13 protein-coding genes, 1 tRNA gene and 1 pseudogene are annotated in these 13,831 nt (G+C 56.5%); 7 read left to right on the forward strand and 8 right to left on the reverse strand.

Features of this window, described 5'->3' with window-relative positions; all coding sequences use genetic code 11:
• Nucleotides 1–178 precede the first annotated feature (178 nt).
• A complete protein-coding gene (locus FIV00_RS02975) occupies nucleotides 179–745 on the forward strand; it encodes a recombinase family protein (RefSeq protein ID WP_152499419.1) in 567 nt (188 codons plus the stop codon).
• A 127-nt stretch (nucleotides 746–872) separates the two neighbouring features.
• Here FIV00_RS02975 and FIV00_RS30035 read toward each other — a convergent pair whose 3' ends face one another.
• Nucleotides 873–1,238 (reverse strand): hypothetical protein, encoded by a 366-nt coding sequence (locus FIV00_RS30035; protein WP_209006790.1) that lies wholly within the window; start codon nucleotides 1,236–1,238, stop codon nucleotides 873–875.
• 31 nt (nucleotides 1,239–1,269) lie between these two features.
• Here FIV00_RS30035 and FIV00_RS29520 point away from each other — a divergent pair, with 31 nt between their 5' ends.
• Entirely contained in the window at nucleotides 1,270–1,740 is a 471-nt protein-coding gene (locus FIV00_RS29520) for a Fic family protein (RefSeq protein WP_152499438.1), read from the forward strand.
• Between the two features lie 108 nt (nucleotides 1,741–1,848).
• The gene (locus tag FIV00_RS30040) at nucleotides 1,849–2,634 is read left to right on the forward strand and encodes a BID domain-containing protein (protein WP_209006791.1); all 786 of its coding nucleotides are present in this window, start codon (nucleotides 1,849–1,851) and stop codon (nucleotides 2,632–2,634) included.
• A 279-nt stretch (nucleotides 2,635–2,913) separates the two neighbouring features.
• Here the strand turns inward: FIV00_RS30040 and traG are convergent, their stop codons facing one another.
• The 3 genes from traG to FIV00_RS03000 are packed head-to-tail and all read right to left on the reverse strand — an operon-like array spanning nucleotide 2,914 to nucleotide 5,300.
• Nucleotides 2,914–4,800, reverse strand: a complete 1,887-nt coding sequence (gene traG, locus FIV00_RS02990; protein WP_247649331.1) for a Ti-type conjugative transfer system protein TraG — start codon at nucleotides 4,798–4,800, stop codon at nucleotides 2,914–2,916.
• A complete protein-coding gene (gene traD / locus FIV00_RS02995) occupies nucleotides 4,745–5,002 on the reverse strand; it encodes a conjugal transfer protein TraD (RefSeq protein ID WP_152499421.1) in 258 nt (85 codons plus the stop codon). Before traD ends, traG begins: the two co-directional genes overlap by 56 nt.
• Before the next feature lie 46 nt (nucleotides 5,003–5,048).
• Nucleotides 5,049–5,300, reverse strand: coding sequence for a TraC family protein (locus FIV00_RS03000; protein ID WP_152499422.1), 252 nt, complete (start codon nucleotides 5,298–5,300; stop codon nucleotides 5,049–5,051).
• A 532-nt stretch (nucleotides 5,301–5,832) separates the two neighbouring features.
• Between FIV00_RS03000 and traA the strand changes: the two genes are divergently transcribed.
• The 4 genes from traA to traF all read left to right on the forward strand — a co-directional run bounded on the left by traA (nucleotide 5,833) and on the right by traF (nucleotide 11,112).
• Nucleotides 5,833–9,468, forward strand: a complete 3,636-nt coding sequence (gene traA / locus FIV00_RS03005) for a Ti-type conjugative transfer relaxase TraA (protein ID WP_152499423.1) — start codon at nucleotides 5,833–5,835, stop codon at nucleotides 9,466–9,468.
• Nucleotides 9,469–9,842: 374 nt separating this feature from the next.
• Nucleotides 9,843–10,253, forward strand: a complete 411-nt coding sequence (locus FIV00_RS03010; protein ID WP_152499424.1) for a MucR family transcriptional regulator — start codon at nucleotides 9,843–9,845, stop codon at nucleotides 10,251–10,253.
• 8 nt (nucleotides 10,254–10,261) lie between these two features.
• A tRNA-Leu gene (locus tag FIV00_RS03015) sits at nucleotides 10,262–10,347 on the forward strand.
• Between the two features lie 96 nt (nucleotides 10,348–10,443).
• Nucleotides 10,444–11,112 (forward strand): conjugative transfer signal peptidase TraF, encoded by a 669-nt coding sequence (gene traF, locus FIV00_RS03020; RefSeq protein WP_152499425.1) that lies wholly within the window; start codon nucleotides 10,444–10,446, stop codon nucleotides 11,110–11,112.
• On the opposite strand, the gene FIV00_RS03025 is transcribed toward traF, so the two are convergent.
• The 4 genes and pseudogenes from FIV00_RS03025 to FIV00_RS03040 all read right to left on the reverse strand — a co-directional run bounded on the left by FIV00_RS03025 (nucleotide 11,032) and on the right by FIV00_RS03040 (nucleotide 13,728).
• A protein-coding gene (locus tag FIV00_RS03025; protein WP_371419564.1) for an IS3 family transposase occupies nucleotides 11,032–12,119 on the reverse strand; the annotation gives its coding sequence in 2 pieces (ribosomal slippage) (nucleotides 11,032–11,858 and nucleotides 11,858–12,119; 1,089 coding nt in all). The two genes, traF and FIV00_RS03025, sit on opposite strands and share 81 nt — an antisense overlap.
• Before the next feature lie 171 nt (nucleotides 12,120–12,290).
• Nucleotides 12,291–12,548, reverse strand: a pseudogene (locus FIV00_RS03030) (IS6 family transposase); the annotation flags it as partial.
• A 263-nt stretch (nucleotides 12,549–12,811) separates the two neighbouring features.
• Entirely contained in the window at nucleotides 12,812–13,618 is an 807-nt protein-coding gene (locus FIV00_RS03035) for a 4'-phosphopantetheinyl transferase superfamily protein (protein ID WP_152499427.1), read from the reverse strand.
• On the reverse strand, nucleotides 13,558–13,728 hold the full coding sequence (locus tag FIV00_RS03040; protein ID WP_152504090.1) for an MbtH family protein: 171 nt from the start codon (nucleotides 13,726–13,728) through the stop codon (nucleotides 13,558–13,560). The genes FIV00_RS03035 and FIV00_RS03040 overlap by 61 nt, the downstream gene beginning before the upstream one ends.
• Between the last annotated feature and the right edge of the window lie 103 nt (nucleotides 13,729–13,831).

Genomic DNA, 13,831 nt, shown 5'->3' on the forward strand with positions numbered 1-13,831 from the left:
AAGATCTGGTCATGATCGTCTCACGTGTCCTAAAAGGATCGCTTCCGGACATGTCCGGTAAATTCGAGCCCGATAATTATCGGACGCTGTCCGGCGCAGAAATCCGCCATGTGTCCGAAACCGAAAACTGTCCTTTATTCGACTTGTCTGAAATCACTTGGCGTGATTAATTCCGGACATGAAAATCGGATATATAAGAACATCAACCGGTGACCAGACCGGCGCCGGTCAACGGGAAGCTCTCAAGGCGGCCGGCTGCGAGCGAATTTTCCATGACAAGGGAGTTTCTGGAGGGGCGGTTTGCAAGCCGCAGCTCGAGCGCGCATTGAACGCGGCCTCGGAAGGGGGCGCTCTGGTCGTGACGCGGCTTGACCGGCTGGCGCGATCGATGAAATTCCTGATCGAGGATGTCGAGCGGATCGGGCGCTTTGGCATTGACTTTGTGTCGCTGCACGAGGCGATCGACACGACGACGCCGGGCGGGCGGCTGTTCTTCCATATCAGCGCGGCCTACGCGGAATTCGAACGGGATGTGATCCGACAGCGAACAAAAGAGGGAATGGCGGCCGCGAAGAGGGCAGGGCGGCCGGTTGGCCGGCCACCGGCGATCACTGATGCACGCTGGCCCGGTATTCGCCACTTGCTTGATGGCGGCATGACGATCGCGGCGGCGGCGCGAACCGCCGGCGTCCCGCGCCAGGCGATCTATCGGCGGCTTCAGGCGGATGCCGGAGCGAGCAGCTGAAGGTTTTTATGTTCATTGAGCCCTTGCCCGTTCATGTGCCTGTTGTGGAACGGCTCGCTACCGCGATCATTATTACTTGGGTGCAGGGGAGGGGCCGCGCGGCTTCCCCTCTCCCACAAGGGAAAAATCAGGTCTCCCCATCCTTCCGCACTGCATGAACCGGCTGCGCCGGCTCCTTCCGTTTGTGCAGGACCAGGCACGTATCCGCGCGGGCGCGAACCCGCACCGGGCCGTCCCGGTGGGAGATCCCCCTCCTGATTTTCCCCTTGTCCCTCACGCCGTTGCTAAAATCCGTCTGTTGAGCGCTGAAGAGCAGATTCGCGTTCTTGCCAAAAAGCACGACATCTCGGTGGCGCGCACTGCCCTTGATGATTGGGCCGATGATGTCACGCGGCTGGCTGGTGATGACGTTCGGTTTGACGAGGTTCAAGAATTGGTCGTCGCGCTTCGTCGTGCTCGCGTGGTGGACGGCGTCGAGCTGACGCGCCTCCATTCACGATATTTGGACGAGCGCTAAGCCATAAATGACGTTTGATCCGTTTGGTGATTTTGCCGTCCGAGGCTATCTGAGAAACCACGCGGCGCAAAAAGATCCTGCCAAGATCAAAGATCTCGAGCACGATTCTTTTCGCGCAAATGTCGGGCGCGCTCTTAAGTATTTGAGCCAAAGTGACATGCTCACGTTCGATGACGTGAAAGCGGTTCATAAAACACTATTCGAGGACGTTTATCCATGGGCAGGGCAGGATCGATCGCAGAATGCGCTAGAGATTCATGTCACCAAAGGCAACGTTGAGTTTATGTTCGCAAACCATGTTGGGCGAGGGGTAGAATACGCCCTTCAGCAAGGCAATGACGTTTCGTCGATGCGCGTGAGGCCGGGCGAGGTGATGGGCCACCTCGCCTATGCCCACCCATTCCTTGACGGCAATGGCCGTACGATCATGACCGTGCATTCGGAATTGTGTCGGCGAGCTGGTTTTCATATTGATTAGGGAAGGACGGAAAAGAATGCCTATCTGGAGGCGTTAACAGCTGAAATCGACGCGCCAGGAAAAGGGTATCTGGACGCTTATCTCAAACCCTTCATGCTAGAAGGGGCTTTGCAACTTGTTGCAATTTCCGCAAACCTTCAGCAACTCCCCGGCCTCGGGCCCCAGGCGATGGTTGGCGACAGTGTTCAACGGGAAATCATGGTTCCTTCTGCGACGCTGAGCCCGGAGGTTTCCCGTGCTGAACTTCAGGATCGGCTTGCCGCTTCCAAGGCGGTGCAGACCTCGACCGCCAAGCTTGAGAAACAGGTCGGCATCGTCTTCTCCAACCCCAAGCCTGTGCTGGCTGCGATCAGGGAGGTTGCCGAGACTGGCAAGCTCGACGATCTGTCTATTGTCGGGGAATTGTCGCAGATTAGCGGGCTTGCAGGTAAGAGTGGGGTGCTCGTTGCGCGCCAGGATCGTCTTTCCCGACAGAATGCCATCGAAGGCCAGCGCGGCCTTCACTCTCTTGTGGGGACGCACATCAACGTGGTGCACGGGATCCGCAAGACGATGGCTCAGGAACGCCAGGCCGTTGTCGACAAGGCGCGGGTAGAGGTAAGTGCGCCAAGCCAATCGCTGACGCAAGCCATTCAGGAAGCTGGACCGCTGAGCGAGGCGCACAAGTCCGAACTGCGGCACGTGATGGCCAGGCTGGAAAAACGCTTCGGCTCGGACTTGGGGGAGATGCGCGCAGGCGTAAAGCCAAAGAGATTTGAGGAACTCTCCCGGAAACATGGCCTTGATCCGAAGCAGATGGAACGGTTGGAGAGCACTTTGAAGGTGCTGGACAAAGGTCAAACCCGCGTTCGTCAGCAAGCCCGCAAGCTGGACCAGACGAAGGCGGCCGAGTAGGGCAGGGGCGGGCCGATTCGCTAGTCAAGCGGCCCATATTGCGGCACAGGGTAACGGATGAACGTCAGACCTACGGTGTTCACGACATGCATGCTCTGCTTACCGCAGCGTTTCCTCAAAAAAAACCCGCTGTCGAACAGCGGGTTGTTTGCCTAACAGAGAGGCAAAGTAGGGATATGCAACTAGATCGTCTTGAAGACGAGCCACCCAGGCTGCACACTTGGGCGGCGCTATGTCAGTAGCTTCTACGCAGGGTTGGCTGGGTATCATTCAGTACACTCATTCTTTGAATCTGGAATTTCTGACTTTCCCGCTCATGTCGCGCCTTCTGAAGAAAATTGCTCTGCCGCATCTAAGAGGCCTGTTTCCACTTGTGAAGATGATCTGTTCGTCGGACCGCATTTGGAGAATTTCATGTGGCTGGATGAGGGGCCGCTGAGAGAGCTGCCTGGAGCGGTTTCGTGTTAGGCTTCCGGCGCGCGAGGACCGACTGACCTGTTCGACCTCGACGGTTGTCATGCCGCATCGCTCGCAGATGTAGCGCGCGGTGTCGGTATCGTTGATTGCAGCGAATGAGACCCAGGAGGCGGATTCGAACCATTTGGAGGTTGCGTCCCGGCCGCCGAAAGCCTCTCGCATTTGTCCGAGCGACTGGAAGAGCATGAGAAGGGAGATGCGGTATTTCCGGCCGGCGTCGCGTGCCGTTTCGATGATGCGCATGTAGCCGAGGCGGGCAGCTTCATCGAGCATGAAGAGGACCCGGCCCTTGATGTCGCCATCGCGATTGTAGACGGCTTTCAGGAATGCGCCGATGATCACGCGCGCCATGCCTGGGTGGTTTTCCAGGGTGGACAGATCGATGTTGAGGAAAACGGTCGTGTGTCCGTTGGCGATGATATCGGTCTTGAAGGTGTTGCCGGAGACGAGAGCGGCATAGTTCTCGTAAGAGAGCCAGTGTGTTTCCTTGGCGGCGGTGGCATAGACGCCGGAGAAGGTTTGGGGCGTCATGTCGATGAACGGGCCGACGAGCTCTTTCACGAACTCGTTCGGGGCCGTGTCGTGGATGTCGGCCAGGAACTCTTTCAGGTTCTCTTCCGGCTTGGTGAGAATGCTGCGCACAGCACGCAGCGATCTTTGTCTGGAACTGTTTTTGGAATTGGAAAAGACGACGTGGGCGATCACGCTGGTGATGAGCTGCTCTGCGCTGGTGCGGAAGAAGTCGTCGGCACCGGATGCGAGGCGCGGCTTTTCCGACATGAGCCAAGCCGCGACCGTTGCAATATCCTCTTCGATTGACGCTCCGAACTGGCCGATCCAATCCAGGACGTTAAATCCAATCTCCGGGTGTTTGGGATCCAGGCAATAAATGTCCTGATCGAGAGAGTGGCGGCTTTGGCTCACCATCGGCGCAATCTCGGTTGACGGATCAAGCACAACCATGGAGCCGGGATATGTGAGGCAGGTGGGAATGACGACGGAGGTGGTCTTGTATCCGCCTGACCCGGCAAAGACGATGCCATGGGTGGATCCAAAGCCTTGATCGAAGGCAATGAGGGGAGCCTTTCCGCCCGGGCCCCAGGTCTCTTTGTGCCTGGGATCGAAATTGACTTGCGCCACGGTGTCGTTATCGACCCGGTAGCGCTCTCCTATGATGATGCCGGCCTGTTCGGGAAAGATCCTTGCTGCTGTGGCATTGTCCATCCAGTCGCTTTCGCCATGGATGGCTCTGCGGCCGGACACCCGTTTTGGCTGGTTGAGGCCGAAGGCGCTGTTGCCATTCATGCCAACCTTGAGCCCGAAGAGGGCGACCAGGAATGCAGTTGTCGCTCCGGCGAGGGAATGGATATCTGTATAGTTCTGGATGGTTCCAGGTTGCACCTGGGCGACGAACGAGTTGAGGCGGAGCAGTTCATGAAGCGCTCCGACGGCAAAGACCATGACGCCACCGAAGAGAACGCCGAAGCCTGCCCATTTGACATCGAGACTTCCGCGCACTGAGAAGAGAACGATGAGACCGAGGCCTGCGGAGCAGAGGAAGGGAAGGGCAAGGCCGATCCTGCCGAGGGTGATGTAGGCTTTCTGGTTGGTGGCAAAGGCCGCCAGTTTTGTCTCAATCCCGCTCAAGCCCCATAGGCTTATGAGCATGAGGGCTATGGGGATCACCATGAAGATTGCTCTCTTGGGTGTCATCGTTGAATGCGGCCTTTCCGATTGCGCGCCATCTGTCGCGCTCGTTCCTCTCGCCAAGGCGTTTCGCAGCATCGGTGAGGATGCCGAGAAGGATGGCCTTGTCGGTTTCTCGAAGTCCGGCTTTGACGATGAGGCCGCCGAGCTGGATCTTCTGTCTTGCGTCTTTCTTGCGGTCCATGAGCTGGTTGCGCTTTATCCGGTTTTCAAGGGTTCGGAACTGGCCTTCAATTCTGCGGAGCTGGAGTGTTAGTTTGTGGAGCGGCCGCGTTTTGAAATCGGGCGGCGACTTCGCTCAATGCTTTTGAGAGTTCGGTTTCGTTGATATTGAGCTCGGCCAGTCCGCTTTCCATGACGAGCTTGGCAACGCGTTCGGACTGCTTCTTGAGCACTTCTTTTTTGCGCTGTTGCAGCTTTGCGATCTGTGCTTCGATGTCATCGATCTGTTCAGATGCGGATTTGGAATTGCGGGGAGCCATCAGGTTTTCCTTATTCCGGGAATGGGTTTTTTAATAGACGGGGCGCGCTCATAGCGTGTCGTTGAAAGCAAGTCGAGATTGGTTGTGAAACTTGTCGTGGATACAACTTAAGCGGAGTTCGGCCATAGGAAAGGGAGTTGCCCATCGGCGCGTGGAAGCGTTCATTGAAGACCCGGTTTTCCAGCCCGAAGGGCCGGAGTTCGGTTTTAGGGAAAAGCGGACGGAGCGGGCGGAGGCTCGAACGCGCTGGTCATGAAGCGCTGAAGAGAAAGCCGTAGCCTGTGGTAAACCGGGTCTGGGCTTTTTAAGCATTTTTTCTTTGAAAGGGTGAGCTTGAGAAGGGGTGCTTTGCAAAGTTTGTATTGAGTCTTGGTCTTGCGCCCCGTCGCTAAAGGCGACGGCTCATTGGAAGGACTGCCAAAAGCAGGATTTCTATGGGCACTTATAGGATTGTGATTACAATCCTTGCGTGTTATCCGGCACAGACTATCGCAATTGCCATCCTCGTCGGCTTCAGAAAATTCCTTCTTCCATGTCGATATACCACTTCAGCGCTCAGGTGATCTCGCGCAGCCAAGGCCGTTCGGCAGTGGCAGCAAGCGCCTATCGGCATCGCACGCAGATGACGGTGTCGAATGAGATGGACCACAGGAAGTTCGACTATTCGGATCGGGACACGGATTTGGTTCACGAGGAACTTGCGCTGCCCGACCAACCACCGGAATGGTTCCGAGCATTGACCGATGGTCGCAGCGTTGCCGGTTCCAGCGAGGCGCTTTGGAATGCGGTTGAAGCGCATGAGACGCGGGCGAATGGGCAGCTTGCCCGGGAAATTGTCATTGCATTGCCGAGCGAATTGAGCCGGACTGAGAATATTGCTCTGATGCAGGGCTATATCCGCGAAGCCTTCACGTCGCGGGGCATGATTGCGGATTGGGTCTATCACGACAAAGAGAACAATCCGCATGTCCATATCATGCTGACGTTGGCGCCGATGACGGAGAAAGGGTTCGGTTCCAAATGGGAAACGGTTTTGGACGAGCGCGGCAATCCAGTTCGAGCGGGCGGTCAGAGTAACGGCAAGATCCAGTATCGCGCCTGGGCGGGTGACAAGCAGACGCTGAAGGCGTGGCGGGAGCTTTGGGCATGTCATGCGAACAAGAGCCTGGAGCTTGCCGGTCATGATGCGCGGATTGATCATCGCAGCTATGCGGCTCAGGGGATTGATCTTCAGCCGACGACGAAAATCGGTGTTCAGGCACGCAACATTGAAAGGAAGGCGAAGGCGCGGGGGCGGGAGATCGATCTTGAGCGCATGGAGTGGCACGCTGCTGCGTGCCGGGAAAATGTCACACGGATCACGCGCCGTCCGGAAATCGTCATCGATGCGGTTACGCGTGAGAAGAGCGTGTTCGATGAGCGGGATATTGCAAAATACCTTCATCGGTATGTGGACGATCCGGGACAGTTCCAGGACTTGCTTGCGCGCGTTTTGACGTCTGCGGATGTGGTGAAGCTTGCGGTCGAAGTGATTGATCCGGTCACGGGTGAACAGGTGCCTGCAAAGTTTACCAGCCGGGAGATGTTGTGGCTTGAGGCTGAGATGGGGCGCCGTGCAGATGACCTTGTGTCGGCAACCTCGCATAATGTTGGTGTGCGCTCACGCGCCGAGATCCTTTCCAGGGTCCAGCAGCTTTCTGATGAGCAGCGCGTTGCGATTGAGCGGATCACGGGTGGGGAGCGGATGGCGTCGGTCGTTGGTCGGGCTGGGGCAGGCAAGACCACGATGATGAAAGCTGCGCGTGAGGTTTGGGAGGCAGATGGCTATCGGGTTGTCGGTAGCGCGCTTGCGGGCAAGGCGGCTGAAGGGTTGGAAAAGGAGGCCGGGATCGCATCGCGCACCTTGGCGTCCTGGCAGTTGTCATGGAGCAGAGGCGAGGAGCTTCCCGATAGAAAGACCGTCTTTGTGATCGATGAGGCGGGTATGGTCGACAGTCGTCAGATGAGCGTCTTTGTGGAGACGATTGCGAAGACCGGCGGCAAGTTGGTTTTGATTGGGGATGCGGAGCAGCTTCAGCCGATTGAAGCGGGAGCTGCGTTCCGGTCTCTGACCGGCCGGACCGGTTATGCCGAGCTTGGCACGATCTACCGGCAGCGCGATGAGTGGATGCGCAAAGCGTCGATGGATCTTGCGCGTGGAGAAGTCGCCAAAGCGCTCGATGTTTATCAGGCGAACGGTCATGTTGTCGGCCTGCTGCTCAAGGATCAGGTTTTTGGTGCCATGATCGAGGACTGGTCAGCCGACTATGATCCTTCGAAGTCAATGTTGATGCTGGCGCATTTGCGCAAAGATGTGCACCGGCTGAACCGGATGGCGCGGCAAGTTCTGATCGAGCGCGGAGTGATTGGGGCTGGCGACAAATTCCGCACCGAGGAGGGCGAGCGGTTTTTTGCAGCTGGCGATCAGATCGTGTTTTTGAAGAACGATCGGGAGCTGAACGTCAAGAACGGCATGTTGGCCCGTGTGGTTGAAGCGGGCGAGGGGCGCTTTGTTGCCGAGATCGGCGAGCCGGGTTCGGATCAGGCGCGTCGCGTGGCGGTCGATCAGAAGAGCTATCGCAATGTTGATCATGGCTATGCGACGACGATCCACAAATCGCAAGGAGCGACGGTCGATCGTGTGAAGGTTTTGGCGACGCGCACCTTGGACCGACATCTTGCCTATGTGGCGATGACCCGGCACCGGAGCGATATGAAGCTCTATGCGTCGCAGGAGGAATTCAGCGATCGCCGTTCCGGTGAACTTGTTGCGCATGGTAAAGCGCGGTTTGAAAACAAGGTGACCAACAGCGACAGCTATTTTGTGACGCTCCAGAACTCGAAAGGTGAGCATCACACGACCTGGGGCGTAGACTTGGAGCGAGCGTTGAGCGAAGCCGGTTGCCAGCCTAGCGACAAGATTGGCCTTCATCACGTTGGCAAGGTGGCACTCCAGCTGTCGAACGGCCAGCAAGCGCACCGCAATGAGTGGAAGGTGAACACCTCCGCGGAGCTGCTATCGGGCCAGTTGAAGTTCTTCTTGTCGCGCTCCGGAGCGAAGGAAACAACGCTCGACTACGCGAACTCGGAGCTTTACGCGCAGGCGTTCGCCTATGCCAACAACCGTGGCCTCTATGGGCTTCGGGTCGCCAAGGCGATGATCCAGAACCAACGCCGTTGGTTTGGTGAGCAGAGGGCGAAGCTCGCGATCCTCGGGGAACGGCTCGCCGCGCTCGGCGCAAAGCTCGGCATGGGGTCACGCGGCCTTGCCACATCTGCGAATACGGTCCAAACCGACGCGCGTGAATATGTCGCCCCGCCGCAACCCTGGATCAGGGGCGTGCAGGCTTGGCCGATGCCGGTCAAACAAGATGTGGAGGCCAAGTTGCAGTCGGACGCATCCCTTACCCCGCAATGGGAAGCGCTTGAGAACCGCGTCTCGCACATCTACCGCCAGCCGGAAAAAGCCATGCAAGCGATGCGGCTTGACGATGTGGTGAAGAATGGCGAGGCCGCTCATGCGGAAGATCGTGAGCGGCTGCTTCAGGACCTCAGCACCAACCCGGAGCAGTTCGGGGAGCTTAAAGGCAAGACTGGTTTGCTCGCCGGTGGGCAAGCCAAAGAGGCTCGGTATACGGCCCTGAGGAACGTGAACGGTCTTATTCGGAACATTAATTCCTATGTCACGCTTCGTGCCGAGATCGCAGACCTGCGCACCTTGGAGCTGGAACGCGAGCGGGATCTGTCGCGCGTCGATGTGCCGGGGCTGTCGCCAGCGGCCAAAACGGTTCTGACGCGGATCCGCGATGCCATCGACCGCAACGACCTAAATGCAGGTTTGTCCTTCTTTCTGGCGGACAGACACGTGGAGGCCGAGCTCGGTGAAGTCGCCGCGAAGCTGGACCAGCGATTTGGAGAGCGGGCCTTTATGGCCGGCATCAAGCCGGAGGGACCTGCCTTCGAAAGAGCGGCCGTTCGGGTTGCCAGCGAAGACAAAGCCAAGCTTGCGGAGGCTTGGCCGAAGTTCAACGCGATCCAGAAGATCGCTGCGAACAGGCGTTCCCGGAACCAAGCCCAAGAACGCGCCTTGAAAAAAGACTGGTCCAAGGATCAAGGCATGGTTCGGTGACCACAGCGGTCAGACGTGAGGGCAACTGCATGACTCATGAGGGTTTGGCGTGTGATTTACGACACAGGTGAAATGTCCGCAAACCTTATATTCTTCGTTCGTTGGTGCTTAATTCGCTTGCAAAGTTGATTTGAAAGAACAGACCCTGCTCAATGTTTGTTCCTGAAAATCGATTGCGTTCGAAGTCGAATGTTTAGCATTGCCCGCTATAACTTCGAACGTAAACAAGCCGCAGGTGTCATTTGACACTTGCGGCTTCGCTTTTTCTCCCACCAGGTTGCTCGGCCGGACGCGAGCAGGTAACGAGAAGGCCGCTTCTGAGTGTTTTTCAGCGAATTGCACTCGCATAATAATTCACAGACTACAGGCACCCTATGAACGACATCAACGCCGAAACCAGCCTCATCGATTGCACCGCTGACATTGTGGCGGCCTATGTCAGCAACAACACAGTCAACACGTCGGACCTGACAGGGCTGATCAGCTCCGTTCACGAGGCTCTTCGCAAGAACAGTGACGGGACCTTGGACGAAGCGCCCCAGGAACCGGCGGTGCCCATCAACAAATCGGTCCATTCGGACTACATTATCTGTCTGGAAGACGGCAAAAGGTTCAAATCCCTCAAGCGCCATCTGAAGGCCTATTATGGCATGACCCCGGAAGACTACCGGGCCAAGTGGGATCTTAAAGAAAGCTACCCGATGGTGGCACCAAACTATGCGGCTTTGCGCGCTGAGCTCGCAAAGAAATCGGGCTTGGGGACAAAATACGGGCGCACCAGGTGAACCCGAACGCGGACATGATGAAATTGGTAGACATACCGGACTTAAAATCCGGAAGCCTTGAGCTGTGCGGGTTCGAGTCCCGCTGTCCGCACCAAATCTGGCGCTGAGCGCAGGCGCGTACTATTCTATTTCTAGCCCTAATTGTGCTGAACCGGAAACAAATTCTCTCCAAGGATCAAGGCATGGTTCGGTGACCACAGCGGTCAGACGTGAGGGGCGACGCGCGGCGCTTGTGATCTTGTTGCTTGCAGCCGTGACGGTCGCCGGCATTGGTGCTGCCGGCGTTCTCGGCGGTTACCGGATCAACACCACGCCGAGTTTTGCGCTTGGGCTGTGGCGGATCGATGCCTTAACCCGTGAGGTCCGGGTGGGGGACACCGTGTTTATTTGCCCGCCGGCACATTTGCCGGCAATCAAGCTTGCGCGCGAGCGTCTCTATCTTCCCGCCGGCTTGTGTGAGGGCGGCATCGCGCCGCTCATTAAGACGGTTGCAGCTCTGCCGGGACAGACGGTTTGCACAAAAGAGGGCTTTGCAGTCATAGATAGCATTCGGCTCAGCCTTTCAACCGTTCATAAGAGGGATGGGCAAGGACGCGCTTTGCCCGGATATGGCGGGGGCCGCATCGCTTCCGGCATGGTCTACGTCCATTCCGACTATATGGCTTCTTATGACTCCCGATATTTTGGTCCGATCCCGGCAAGCGGCATTCTCGGCCTGGCGCGAGAGGTATTCACCATCGGTAATCATCCCATTTTTCGCGGGGTCGATAACTGGACTTCAGGCTGCAGCTGTCAGTTTCATTTTCGGCGTAACGCCGCCGATGGCCATATTTGGCCGCTCATTGTTGTATGTCCATAGCCAGCGTGTGGCGTGATCCTGTGCCTCCTTGATCGTGTTGAATATGTATTGTCCGAGCCATTCATGGCGGACGGTTCGGTTGTAGCGCTCGATATAGGCGTTCTGTTGCGGTTTGCCGGGCTGGATGTATTGCAGCCCGATCCCGCGCCGTGAAGCCCACATTTGCAACGCCGCACTGACGTTTTCCGGGCCATTGTCCACCCTGATGTTAAGGGGCTTGCCGCGCCATTCGATGATCCGCTCCAGCGTACGGATTACCCGTAGGGCCTGAATGGAGATGTCCACCTCAATGCCCAACCCCTCCCGGTTGAAGTCGTCCAGCACGTTCAGAGTCCTGAAGCTACGCCCATCGGCCAACTGATCCGACATGAAGTCCATTGACCAGGTGACATTTGCCTCGTTTGGCACAACCAACGGCTCCGGCTTTTCCCGAACCAGACGCTTCTTCGGTTTGATGCGCAGGTTTAACTCCAGAGCACGATAAATCCGCCGGACGCGCTTGTGGTTCCAAGCAAAGCCTTTGACATTGCGCAGGTAAAGGAAACACAAGCCGAAGCCCCAGGTACGGTGTGTTGTCGTCAGCCGCACCAGCCAGTCTGCGATCTCGGCATTCTCGTCGCCCAGTTTGCGTTCATAGCGATAGCAGCTTTCGCTGATCTGGAAAGTCCGGCAAGCAAGCGCAATGCTCACGCCACGCAGACGGATTGCATTCATGGCCATCTCTCTACGTTGAGACGGCCTCAAGGCTTTTTTCCCAGAGCATCCTTCAGCAGTTCGTTCTGCATTGCCATCTCGGCATACATCTTCTTCAGTCGGCGGTTCTCCTCGGCCATCGCCTTCATCTCAGACATCAACGAAGCGTCCATCCCGCCATATTTGGAACGCCAGTTGTAATACGTCGCGTTGCTGATCCCGTGCTCCCGGCAAAGATCGGCGACTGGGACCCCGCTCTCACCCTGCTTCAAAACTGCCAGGATCTGGCTTTCCGTAAATCTTGATTTCTTCATGTCGTTCTCCAAGCGCATCAAAGGCCGGAGAAGTCCAATTTTCAACCCGTTGGTTTTTGGGGACGATTACCAGCAGGTCACAGCCGCTTGGGCTCATGCCCCTTGCTGCAGGGGACAAGGCAATCTTCCATTCCTCTTTTCACAATGCATTCCAGTCATATGCCCCCCGGGCCATCCGGGACGAGGCGCACCATAGGTTTCATCCATTTTCCAGGACGAACACACGGGCCGCTTTCTGGCTTTGACCTTTGCAGCAATTGCCGGGCTGTAGCGAATGACCCAGCGGTTCAGTGTTGTGTGGTCCAGATCAACACCGCGCTCTTCCATGATTTCTTCCAAATCCCGGTAGGAAACCCCATAGCGGACATAGAAGAAAACGGCGAACACAACCACGACTTTCGGGAACTGGCTGCCGTTGAAACGGATCAACGCTAAATACCTGGAAAAATCTGAACGGAGGACCGCCTCCTAAACCGAGATACGCAAAAAGGAAACCGACAGATTAAATGTTTGCGGCAGAACCCCTCAAGGCGGACCCAGTCCACAACAACACGGTGCTCCTCGGCTATCGTCTTGCGGGGAAGAGTGGGGCGCTGGTTGCGCGCCAGGATTGTTTCGCTCGGCAGAATGCGATTACGGGCCAGCGTTGCCTTCGTTAACTTGGCCATATCGCCCCAAAAATTCCAAGATGGCTAGGTAATTTCCCAGGCGCATGCAGCCTGAAGCTGCGGCGTAAGGCACAAACTGTCAAGTTGCCATAGTCTAGAATCGGCATAAACAGATGGGCTAAAAACGCCCTTGGCTTCAAGTACCGAGAAACTGTTCGGCTGCAACGCGAAGCCGAGGCCAGTCGCCTTTATAACGGCCTCCTTAGCGCGCCAGATAGCCAAAAAGCGTTCAAGGCGCGTTTCATATGCATCCGGTTCGCTTATAAAGGCGGCTTCGTTGTGCGTGAAAACTTGATAAAGCGTTTGCTGACAATTCGCGTCAATATTCGTTGACAATTCTATATCGACGCCGATAGCCAGTCGATCGGCGAGTGCCAATACTACCTGATTGCACGAGTGCGATATGTTGAATTGAGGGAGGACTGGGGCTTGCAGAATTGTCGGCGAAATGATCTCGGGTTTAAGGTTCTCTTGTATTGTGACGCCGATCTCGAAGGCTGAGCAACCAATCCAGCTAGCAAAGAATTGCTTAACTAGTCGCCTACCAGTCACGAACAATCGGGCAGCTTGCTTTGAGACGTAGGCATCGAATCTCAGACGTTCTTGAGGACTGAGATACTGCAAATTAGTCATCTCTTTGGTATCAGCCATCAGACTCGAGTGGATTAAAACGATCTTTCCTGATTGGACTAGTGCCGCCGCTTTTTGGAAGGCTGCACAAGACTTATCATCTACAGAGACCAGACGACCGGACCGGTTCGAAGTTGCACTTAGGTCTGAGAGCTTCTGATCGAAAGTGGCGCTATGTCGGGCCAGTTCCGGTTGATCCATTTGAGGCACTCCTGCTTAGCCCCGATAGGCCCTACTTGGCGCCAGCCCTCTGGAATAGGCTGTGCGGAAGGCCAAAGTGAGTACTGTTCTTCGTCATTGACGAGCACCATGAACTCGTCGCCGTCGATACTCCAGTTTTTTTCCAAGTCAATCACCTCGTCTGTTCATATTTGCGCGACGCATTTAGACAGTCTCGCCCAGTAATATTCGATG

Origin of the sequence: Labrenzia sp. THAF82 (assembly GCF_009363435.1) — a bacterium.
Lineage (GTDB): Bacteria > Pseudomonadota > Alphaproteobacteria > Rhizobiales > Stappiaceae > Roseibium > Roseibium porphyridii.

Bases quoted from the DNA above. Each gene is read 5' to 3' on its own strand.
- FIV00_RS02975 (WP_152499419.1), top strand. From the start codon at position 179: ATGAAAATCGGATATATAAGAACATCAACCGGTGACCAGACCGGCGCC.
- FIV00_RS30035 (WP_209006790.1), bottom strand. From the start codon at position 1,238: ATGGAGGCGCGTCAGCTCGACGCCGTCCACCACGCGAGCACGACGAAG.
- FIV00_RS29520 (WP_152499438.1), top strand. From the start codon at position 1,270: ATGACGTTTGATCCGTTTGGTGATTTTGCCGTCCGAGGCTATCTGAGA.
- traG (WP_247649331.1), bottom strand. From the start codon at position 4,800: ATGGTGATCCCCATAGCCCTCATGCTCATAAGCCTATGGGGCTTGAGC.
- traD (WP_152499421.1), bottom strand. From the start codon at position 5,002: ATGGACCGCAAGAAAGACGCAAGACAGAAGATCCAGCTCGGCGGCCTC.
- FIV00_RS03000 (WP_152499422.1), bottom strand. From the start codon at position 5,300: ATGGCTCCCCGCAATTCCAAATCCGCATCTGAACAGATCGATGACATC.
- traA (WP_152499423.1), top strand. From the start codon at position 5,833: ATGTCGATATACCACTTCAGCGCTCAGGTGATCTCGCGCAGCCAAGGC.
- FIV00_RS03010 (WP_152499424.1), top strand. From the start codon at position 9,843: ATGAACGACATCAACGCCGAAACCAGCCTCATCGATTGCACCGCTGAC.
- FIV00_RS03035 (WP_152499427.1), bottom strand. From the start codon at position 13,618: ATGGATCAACCGGAACTGGCCCGACATAGCGCCACTTTCGATCAGAAG.
- FIV00_RS03040 (WP_152504090.1), bottom strand. From the start codon at position 13,728: ATGGTGCTCGTCAATGACGAAGAACAGTACTCACTTTGGCCTTCCGCA.